General features: G+C 57.4%; 10 protein-coding genes. 4 read left to right on the top strand and 6 right to left on the bottom strand.

Features of this window, described 5'->3' with window-relative positions:
• Window positions 1–3: 3 nt before the first annotated feature.
• The 4 genes from PMI16_RS02030 (at window position 4) to PMI16_RS02010 (ending at window position 4,233) form a co-directional block, all read left to right on the top strand.
• Complete coding sequence (locus PMI16_RS02030) at window positions 4–243, top strand: MbtH family protein (protein ID WP_007875871.1); 240 nt, start codon at window positions 4–6, stop codon at window positions 241–243.
• A 147-nt stretch (window positions 244–390) separates the two neighbouring features.
• Window positions 391–2,433: a heavy metal translocating P-type ATPase gene (locus PMI16_RS02020; protein WP_007875869.1), complete on the top strand. Its 2,043-nt coding sequence runs from the start codon at window positions 391–393 to the stop codon at window positions 2,431–2,433.
• A gap of 136 nt (window positions 2,434–2,569) precedes the next feature.
• The gene (locus tag PMI16_RS02015; RefSeq protein ID WP_007875867.1) at window positions 2,570–3,703 is read left to right on the top strand and encodes a MupA/Atu3671 family FMN-dependent luciferase-like monooxygenase; all 1,134 of its coding nucleotides are present in this window, start codon (window positions 2,570–2,572) and stop codon (window positions 3,701–3,703) included.
• Between the two features lie 119 nt (window positions 3,704–3,822).
• The gene (locus PMI16_RS02010) at window positions 3,823–4,233 is read left to right on the top strand and encodes a DUF697 domain-containing protein (protein WP_157212495.1); all 411 of its coding nucleotides are present in this window, start codon (window positions 3,823–3,825) and stop codon (window positions 4,231–4,233) included.
• 18 nt (window positions 4,234–4,251) lie between these two features.
• Here PMI16_RS02010 and PMI16_RS02005 read toward each other — a convergent pair whose 3' ends face one another.
• Genes PMI16_RS02005 through PMI16_RS01980 form a run of 6 tightly spaced genes read right to left on the bottom strand, consistent with a single transcriptional unit; the run spans window position 4,252 to window position 9,394 of the window.
• Window positions 4,252–5,472 (bottom strand): prohibitin family protein, encoded by a 1,221-nt coding sequence (locus PMI16_RS02005; RefSeq protein WP_007875864.1) that lies wholly within the window; start codon window positions 5,470–5,472, stop codon window positions 4,252–4,254.
• Window positions 5,469–7,121 (bottom strand): cyclic peptide export ABC transporter, encoded by a 1,653-nt coding sequence (locus PMI16_RS02000; RefSeq protein ID WP_007875862.1) that lies wholly within the window; start codon window positions 7,119–7,121, stop codon window positions 5,469–5,471. The genes PMI16_RS02005 and PMI16_RS02000 overlap by 4 nt, the downstream gene beginning before the upstream one ends.
• A gap of 4 nt (window positions 7,122–7,125) precedes the next feature.
• Window positions 7,126–7,323 carry a hypothetical protein gene (locus PMI16_RS01995; RefSeq protein WP_007875860.1) on the bottom strand — a complete coding sequence of 66 codons (198 nt, stop codon included), beginning with the start codon at window positions 7,321–7,323 and terminating at the stop codon, window positions 7,126–7,128.
• A 15-nt stretch (window positions 7,324–7,338) separates the two neighbouring features.
• Window positions 7,339–7,908 (bottom strand): hypothetical protein, encoded by a 570-nt coding sequence (locus tag PMI16_RS01990; RefSeq protein ID WP_007875858.1) that lies wholly within the window; start codon window positions 7,906–7,908, stop codon window positions 7,339–7,341.
• 13 nt (window positions 7,909–7,921) lie between these two features.
• Complete coding sequence (locus tag PMI16_RS01985; protein WP_007875856.1) at window positions 7,922–8,821, bottom strand: thioesterase II family protein; 900 nt, start codon at window positions 8,819–8,821, stop codon at window positions 7,922–7,924.
• 30 nt (window positions 8,822–8,851) lie between these two features.
• Window positions 8,852–9,394, bottom strand: coding sequence for a YcjF family protein (locus PMI16_RS01980; RefSeq protein WP_007875854.1), 543 nt, complete (start codon window positions 9,392–9,394; stop codon window positions 8,852–8,854).
• Window positions 9,395–9,601: the final 207 nt, after the last annotated feature.

The raw sequence follows: 9,601 nt of genomic DNA, 5'->3' as shown, positions 1-9,601 counted from the left end.
ACCATGTCTGAACAATCAACCAACGATGTCGCCTACAGAGTGGTCGTCAACCAGCGCGGTCAATACTCGATCTGGTTTGTCGAGCGGGCTTTACCGGGTGGCTGGCATGAGGTCGCGATTCCCGACGACTGGCTCCGGGGCTTCAATGAAAAAAATGATGGCGGCAGCTCGGCGACCAGCAAGCAGCGATGCCTTGCATATATTGAAACCGTCTGGACCGACATGACTCCCTTGCCCCAATAGAGCGGCGCAAATCTGCTTGTGCAGGCTGCGCAGTGCGTTATATTGTGCGCAGCTGCAGCATGATCGTTTTTTATTTTCGGACCTCATTTTCCAATATGGAAAAAATGAGCAGACCGGCGAACTTGAGTTGATATTGGAGCTGGCATTATGTTTTCTCGCCTTGGAGCTATCGCAGCTGGAGCTGGCTATGCCGGTCTGAGTTTTTTGGAAGAGCTTTTTCCTGAACTTAAGGTCGATACCAAGCCTCACTCAAAAAACTCTTCCGAATCCGCGTCCCAACAAACCGGCGCGCTGGTCCCCGTGCAAGCAAAAGATCCGTTGCAGGCATTCATTGAAGAGAGTCAGCGGAACAAAAGACTGAGCCTGTATTCAGCCGCTTTTCTGGTTGTGGGTACCGTCATTCCCCCGTTCCGGATCGTGGGCATTGCCACTTTATTTTTCGCCTCCATTCCCTACCTGAGAGATATCTGGCAAAACGCCCGCACGGAGAAAAAAATCACCGTCGATTTACTGTTTTTCTTTGCCAATGTGATCACCGTCGGGCTGGGTCAACACATCACCTCCGCCATCAATATGTGGCTGGTGTACTCAGGATATGAGTTGGTCGGCCGGGTCAAAAACAGCACCCAAAAATTGCTCACTGATGTATTTGACCAATTGCCGGGAACCGTCTGGATCATGTGCGACGGAACTGAAGTCGAAGTGCCGATTTCCAGCCTCAAGGCAGGCGATGTGCTGGTGGTGAAAGGCGGTGAAATCATTCCCGTCGACGGCTATATTCAACAAGGCATTGCTGCTATCGACCAGCGCGCGCTGACGGGTGAATCGCAGCCCGCGGAAAAATCGGAAGGCGAATATGTCTTTGCCAATACCCTGGTGCTATCCGGTCGCGTCCTGATCAAGGTGGATAAATCGGGGGAAGAAACGGTATCGGCAAAAATCGTCAAGGCGCTCCAGCAATCGATGGATTTCAAATCGAAAATCCAGTTGAAAGGTGAGCAGTGGGCAGAAAAGGCGACTACCCCCACCTTCCTGATCAGCTTGCCCATCTTTCTCACCCTGGGACCCAGTTCAGCCGCCATCTTCATCTACAGCCACATCGGCTACCGTATTCGTCTGCTGGCGCCGCTGGCGACCCTGGAGTACGTCACGGAAGCTTCACGCGCAGGCATCTTGGTGAAAGACGGGCGCGCCCTGGAGAGCTTGTATGCGGTTGACACCGTTGTTTTCGACAAGACAGGCACCTTGACCGACGATATCCCGGAGGTGAAGCGCATTGTCGCCTTTGAGCAGAATAGCGAGCGGCAGATTCTCACCTGGGCGGCGGCGGCGGAGCGTCGGCTGTCGCACCCCATCGCTCTGGCAATCACAGAAAAGGCCAGACAGGAAGACATCACCATCGAGGAAGTGGAGACTTCCGACTATCAACTGGGCTTTGGCGTCAAAGTGAACTTTGATGGGAAAACAATAAGAGTGGGCAGTTTGCGTTTCTTGAAAGACGAAGGAATCAAGATCCCCAAGAAAATTTCCGAACTCCAGGAAGACGCTCACAGTGCGGGCAATTCCCTGGTGTTCATCAGTGCGGACGACAAGATCAACGGCGCGATCGAACTGCAGGCTCATATCCGCGACGAAGCCGCCAGCGTCATACAGGGATTGCGTCGCCTGGGAATCAAGCATATCGCCATTCTGTCCGGCGATCATGAAGAGCCGACCCGGCGTCTGGCCGAGCAACTGGGAGTCGACGACTATTTTTTCGGTGTTTTGCCTGAAGGAAAAGCCGACATCGTCAAACAACTCCAGTCGGAAGGCCGTTCAGTCTGCTTCATCGGCGATGGAATCAACGATTCCATTGCCATGAAAACCGCCAATGTATCGATTTCGCTGAAGGGCGCCTCAAGCATCGCCGTGGACGTCGCGGAAGTCTTGCTGATGGATGGACATCTCGCCAATGTCCCCAAACTCGTTGACATTGCGCAACGCCTGGACGCGGAACTCAAACGCCGACTCCGCTTGACCGTCATTCCATCGGGCATCAATCTGGTCTCCGTGTTTTACCCCCGCTTCGGCATCCTCGGTTCGCTGTTGCTGAATACGGGCTTCTTCTTTGTTGCCGCGAGAGACCCGATGGCGGTATTTAATTCAGACAAAAACAAACCAGGCGATGACGCACCTTCACGCCAGACTTGATTCAGTCGTGCCTGCACAAGTCGAAGTGTGAGCAAAGTCCCTCTTTCATGGGAAGGAGTCTTTCCATCGCACTTCGATTTATCCGGATACCTTAGCCGGAAAGACAATATCAGCAACTCTTATTTGTGGAGCTATCGTGCCAAGTATTGAAGAAATCCTGGGTATGCCAACACTCCCGAGTACCTCGGCGGCACCCGCCATGAATCGGCCGGTGTCGAAAATCGAATTCAGTTTCCTCTTCTTTTCAGATGTTCGAAAAGATGTGTCGGATCGCGAAAAATACGACTTCATGCGCGACATCACCTTGTTCGGAGATCGCGAAGGTTTTAGTGCCGTGTATATTCCGGAGCGACACTTTTCCGAGTTCGGTTCGATTTACGCCAATTCCGCGATTATGGCATCGCATCTCATTCCCCAAACGAAGCGTATTCGATTCCGGACCGCAGGCGTTTCTTTGCCGCTTCACCACCCTGCCGAGGTGGTTGAATGGTGGGCAATGAACGACATCTTGTCAGGTGGACGCGTAGATCTGGGATTCGGATCGGGTTGGAACAAGGCGGATTTTATTTTCGCGCCGCAAAATTACGAAAATCGGAAGCAGATATGCCTGGATCAGATTCCCGTCATCAAAAAACTCTGGCGCGGCGAATCCGTGACGTTCAGTGGTGCGGACGGTAAAGACTACCCCATCACCGTGTATCCCCGCCCGCATCAAAAGGAATTGAACGTATGGCTGCTCGGCACCAGTGACGACACCTACATTGCGGCGGGCAAGTTGGGATATAACATCTTCACCATGCTTCAAGGCATCAGCCTTGACGGCATCGCCAAAAAAGTGAAGCTGTATAGGGAGGCGCGATCCGGCGCCGGATTTGATGCGGATAGCGGAATATTTTCGCTCATGCTCCACACCTTCGTCCATCCGGACAAAGACTGGATCATGTCGGCAGTAGAAAAGCCGTTCAAAGAATATATCAAAAGCTCATTAGGCCCTCATTTAGCGGCGGGCCTGGAAAAAGAAACCGCCGGTATGCGGGATGGTCGCTCGCTCTCCGGCGAAGAGAAAGAGAAAATCGTCGACTATGCATTCCAACGCTATTTTGGGACGGCTGCCATGTTTGGCAATGTCGAACAAACCAGCGCGATCGTTGACAAGGCCATCCAGGCAGGCGTCAACGATATCGCCTGCCTGGTTGACTTCGGTATCGACTACGATGCGGTTCGGGATTCGTTGCCGTATTTGCAGCAACTGGTCAAACGGTTCCGATAGTTGGGTAGGTGTCCGATATCCCGGCGCCCCATTGCACATTTTTTATTAACTTCTCGCCGGATTCTCCAGGAGAAAATATGAAGGCGCCCGCCCCGCTCACCCGAGCCGCGCTACGTCGCTTGCACGCGCAGGATGTCATCCTGCGGCATACGTCCCTGGCCGGCGCCAGCATGGTCATTCCCGTGCCCTTGCTGGACATGACCACGGCGCTCACGGTCCAGGTCCGGATGGCGAAGAAACTCTGCGTGCTTTACGGCGCCGAATTCAACCGCACTGCGGCCCGCGGCATTGTCACCGGCGCCCTTGGCGGTTTGTCGCCTGGCAGCGTCAGAGCCACGGCGCTACGCTACCTGTCGTTTGCGAGCTATTTTACCGGCACCCTGCCCTCGGCCGGCCTGAGCGCCGCGTATACCTACGTCCTGGGAGAACTGCTGCTGGAGCGACTGATCGCCAACGGCCGCATCGACCTGCCTTCGCCGCGCGAAAGCAGCTCTTCGGCCGCGCCGGCATTGCCTCCGGCAACAGCCTGACTCAACCTCGCAGGCAGCCTAGCGCTGGGGTGGAACAGGCGGAACGGATGGAACAGAAGGAACGGGCGGATGGTCGCGTAAAGCCCGTTGCTCCTTGCGATGCATTTCGCGCGCCTGGAGATCAGGGGCAAGCGCCACCGGCTTGCCGGCAGCGACGTCAGGTTTTGCGGAAGACGTCTTCTCTGCCGGCGCCGGCATTGGCCCCGGGGCCACGCTCTTCTTGCCGCGCGTTCCCGATTTCAGCTCCTGGGTTGTATCGCCCTTGCCGATGTCCGCCTGCGGAGCGACCGCTTTGTCCTTGGCATCCTTCTTCTCATGCGGCACGCTGTCGCCATTGATGGAAATCAAGGGCATACCACCCGTCTTGTCGTTGCCGATCACCACCACCTTGGCGTTCTCCGAGCGGGCCAGCTCCAGCGTCGCTTCAATGCCGCGCCAGCGCAGGTAGGCATCCGACATGCCGCCGCTGATGATTTCCTGGAAGTTGCGGATGCCGAGCGCTTCCACGCGCTTGCGTTCGCTCTCTTGCTGTTCCTTCTCGACGATCAGGGCGTATTGTTCAACTTCATGGCGCGCCACGTTCTTGCGCACGATGGCATCTTCCACGCCGTCCGGCAGCACGATGCGCTTCACCAACACGTCTTCGATCAAAATCCAGTTTTGTCCGGAACGCAGTTCCGTATTGAAGCGATTCTTGATGTCATAGCGCACCGACTCCGAGATCTGATTCTGGATTTCCAGGCGATGGCTGGTATAGATATCCTCCGGGCGATAGATCGCGATCACATCGCGTGCGCGCGCCCCGACCGACTGCCCCAGCAGCGTCTCGGCATACTCCGGGCCGGCATATTTGTGCAATTCGCCCAGGTATTGGGGAATCACCCGGAAACGCCACGCCAGCGTCACCATCAGCTTGAGGCCGTCGGACGACAACACTTCGAACTCGCGTTCCACGCTCTGCAGGCGCGCGTCGTAGACATACATCACATCCCAGGGCAGCATCAGATGCGTGCCTTCTTTTTCCACATGATCGATCACGGTGCCGCCGGCGAAGCGCTTCCACAACACGCCGAGATGACCGGCCGGAATCGTGACGATCATCGAAGGCAGCAGGAAAACCAGCATCACCACCAGAACCAGGCCCGCGATCATCAGGTCGTTGCTGAAAAACCGCAAGCGTCGGCGCAATCGCTCCCGGACGGATTCGAACGATGGTTGAAACTCGTGTGTGGTGCTCATGTTGCGGCTCCCTTGCTGGAGATACTGGTAACGCGGCCATCCTCAAGGTGGAGGCGGCGATCTGCGTGATGAAAATATTTATCGTCGTGGGTGATCGCGATGACCGTGATGCCGGCAGCGCGCAGACGCGGCAATACCAGTTGGTAGAACTTGGCGCGAAAATGCGGATCCTGGTCGGCTGCCCATTCGTCGAGCACCATGATCGGCGGATTCTCCAGCTGTGTCGCCACCAGCGCGAGCCGCTTGCGCTGGCCGGTCGACAAATCGACGGTGGAAAAGCGGCGACCATCGAGATGCGCCTTGTTTTCGACTTCCATTTCGTCGATCAGGCTCGCCGCGCGTTCACGGTCGATGCGTTCGACGCCATACAGAGTGGGGAAAAGATGGAAATCGGAGAACACCGCGCCGAATATATCGCGATAACGCTGCATGTCGGCCCTGCCCACCAGCCGGCCATCGACCAGAATTTCACCGGAATCCGCAGGATAGAGTCCGGTCAGCATTTTGACGAAGGTGGTCTTGCCGGAACCGTTGCCGCCGGTAATGAACAAGGTCTCGCCACGCCGTATGCTCAAGTCGATCGGACCGACGACAAAGCGTTCGCTGCCCTCGCCCCGCGCAAAGGTAAGATGTCGCAAATCGATGGTATTGAAACCGGCAAACGCGGGCGCAGCAGCGGCCTTCTCCCGCTGGTCGCCCGTGGCGATGCCTTGTTCGACGTTCTCGTCGAACAGTTGCTCCAGCTTCAGCAGGTTCTCGGCCGCCGCGTTGGCCACCGTGATCTGCGGCGCTGCGGAAATCACGCCGGACACCGGGCCCACCAGGAACAGCACCGCCGTCATCACCTTGACCGTACTGTCGGCGAAGGTGGTGCTCAATGCGGGCAAAATGAAGACCAGCGTGCCAAGCAAGATGAAAATGGCGACTTGCGAAAAGACGAAATTGACGCCCAGCGCGCGCTGCGCCAATGAACGAAAGAACGCCGTCCTCCCGGACACCATGACGGCATCCTGCAACAACTCGGCGGCGCGCCGGCTCGACAGCTTCACTTCCTTGAAACCGGCCAGCAGCCCTTCGACCATTTCGTGCAGCGCGACCACTTCATCGTGTGCGCGTCGCAGGTCGATGCTGGCGCGCTCGCCGCGCTTGCGATACAACCGCGCCGCCACCAGCAGGACCACGACCACCAGCGCCAGCGCCGGGATCGACAAGGTCGCGATGTAAATGGTGGTCCAGAAGATCATCATCACCGCCTGGACGCCGAGGATCAGGCTGCCGGCGGTCTGCGAGATGGTCTGCGTATCGGTGTTGATGGCGGAAAAAATGGCGCCGTGACCGATTTTTTCGACCCCCAGCAGTTCGCAGTCGGCCAGCTTCCGGATCAGGCTGCGGCGACGCTCGTCGACAATCCGCTCGACCTCGTCGGTGGTCGTCTGCAAGACGTAGCGTTGGCTGAAGATATACGCCAGCAAAGCTAGGCCGTAGAGCGCGACGGGAATAAGCTGGCTGCCGCTCCCGGCCTGCGTGGTGGCCGCGAAATTGACCACCGCCAAGATGCCGGTACTGGCTCCGCCGGCCAGAAGCGCCATCAGGCCAAGGTGCTGCAGCGACGTCTGGGTATCGCGAATAAGAAGTTCGGTCAGGCGCATCAGATCATCGCTCTGCCGAACCGTTGGAAACCGCTTTGCTCTTGTCGTCGATGGAGGCAAACAACAACACATAGATAAACGCCACCAGCGGCGTCAGCAAAAACGCCACCACGAGTGTGCGCAGCGATCCCAGCTTGCTCTTGCGCGCGATGAATGCAACCAGCAGGCACAACACGACATAGATTAAAAATGCGATAGGCATGATGATAGCTCCTTGTTATTTCTTGTCCTGGATTTTCAAAGGCACTGCGCCGTATTCCAACGCCCGCACGTCTTGCGCGCAGCTCTCGCCGGTGTCGTACAGGCATTGGATCACTTCCGCTTCGCCGGTCGTTTCTTCGCAAGCCGGGGTGTCGAGCACGCTAGGAAAATAGTGCACGTCCTGCTTGCCGGTCTTGATCAGATAGAAGCGCGACAAGGTGCTGCCGATGGTCTTGCCGGCCTTCTTGTAGCGGATTCCGACGACCAGTTCTTCAAGCGTCTGGTTGGACGAATTGGTCAACTGGATCTGCGGCGAACAACTCGGTTTTTTGCTGCCGCCTTCGTTGGCGACCATGATCGCCTGCGGCACCGCAAGGTAGATCAGGCCTTTCGGGCGGCGCTTCTTGAGCAGCTCCTGCAACGGCTGATCGGATACGAAGGCGCCCGCGCCCAAATGATGGCTGGCATCCTGGGCATGGACGGGCAGCATGCAGGCCAACGTTGCCAACGCCGTCAGCAGCACCGGCCAGCCTGCCCTTTTTGTGTTGCGTCCGACGTCCGGCGGCAATATTCTTTTGTTGTTCATGAGACAGCTCCGCTCAGGCGGAGACAAGTGATGATAAGTCGGCCGACCGCGCAAGCGCGAGGTCGGTGTTCAAGGCCTGGCAGACATCGGCGCCGCGGAGAAAGAAATGATCTCCGGCAAATTCCCTCAGTATGAAACCGGCCGTCGTAAACCGCCCCCAGCCCGCCATGCTTTTCGCATCGGCATGCACATCATCGATGCCGGCATAGGCCGCGATCGGATACGAGGCAGCAGCAGCCATAGCAGCAACGTCGGCATCCGCATCGAGGGGTGCGGCAGCGAGCGCAAAATCGGCCCGCATGAGCGGCAGCGTCAGATCCCAGAATTCCTGCTCGTGCGATATCTCTGCCGGAATCCCGCCGTACCGCAGCAACAGCGCTTTGAACGCCTGGTCGTCCAAGCCCGCTGCTTGCAGGGCCGGCGACGGCAAATCCGGAGGCACGTGCGCCGCGACGATCAGGCGCACAGGCGCCATGCCGGCAGCAGCCAGTCTCGCGGCCAGGGCGAATGCAAGGCGCGCGCCCATGCTGTAGCCGAACAAGGCATAAGGGCGATCGAGCAGCGGTACGAGCGCGGCTTGCAACGCCGCCAGCATCTCTTCCCATGCGTGCAGAGGTGCTTCGCCAAGACGTGTCTCGTGTCCGGGATACTGGACCGGCGCCACGCCTACCCCCGCCTCTGCCAGGCGGGCGCGCCACGGAAGGAAATTGGACGCGCCTCCGCCCGCGAAGGGCAGACAAAACAAGCGTGTGTGGGCGTCTTCCCCGCCCGCACCGAAAGGAAACCAGGCACGTGATTCTTGTATTGCAGTCATGAGAAAATCGTCATTCCACGGGGTGCATGCCCAGCCTTGGCATGGCAGCCGCCGAAGCTGGGCGCATAAAAATACCGGAAGTGCATTCACTTCCGGCATGCAGTTTCCTGCCGGTCGTTCAGGCCTGGATCAGACCGCGTCCTTCTTGCCACCGGGCGCGTGCTTCTTCAAAAACTCCTTGCCTTCCTGAATCTGCTGCTTCAGCTTCTGCCCCATCTCTTTCGTGTCGACGTCGAGCACGGTGCCGCCCGATTCAAAATGTTGCAGGAACAGTTTGCCGACTGCATAGGTCACTGCGCCCGCCAGCGTGGATTGCGCCAGGACGCCTGCGGCGATGCCGACGCCCGGGATGAACTTCAGGATGCTGCTGACCGGACCTGCAATCACCAGAGGCAAATAACCGCTGAGTATCGAAGCCAACAGTTTTTTGCCGCGTTCATCGGACAGCGTAAAACCGTACAAGCCGCCGATCTTGCGCAGCAGGCTCAGTTGCACGCCTGTCAGGGCGATCAGATCGAGACCGGGAACCGGCAAGATGCCTATGCCCATGGCCGTGATGGCATGGTTTTTGATGGAATGCAACGCCTCGTTCTGGCGCTCGGCCGGCGTCAATTCCGCGGCCTGCTCTACTGCGGGTTCTTCTGCTGTGATCGTTTCATCGGTAGTTTTCATAGAAATCTCCTTCATAAATTAAACGCCCTGAAGCGCATGAGGTCTTTGGGTAGCTCAAGGCTGGGGAACAAGACTCTGCCGCATCGGACAACAGAGCGCCACTTTCGGGAAACCGGTCGAACACAAGACCAATACACGGACAACCACGGACAACGCATGAACAATATACGTAAACCATGGAAATTGTTCGGTATACAGCCAATATAT

The sequence above is a fragment of the Herbaspirillum sp. CF444 genome (assembly GCF_000282135.1).
Classification (GTDB): Bacteria; Pseudomonadota; Gammaproteobacteria; order Burkholderiales; family Burkholderiaceae_D; genus Herbaspirillum.
This window is presented reverse-complemented; position numbering and strand designations above follow the sequence as displayed.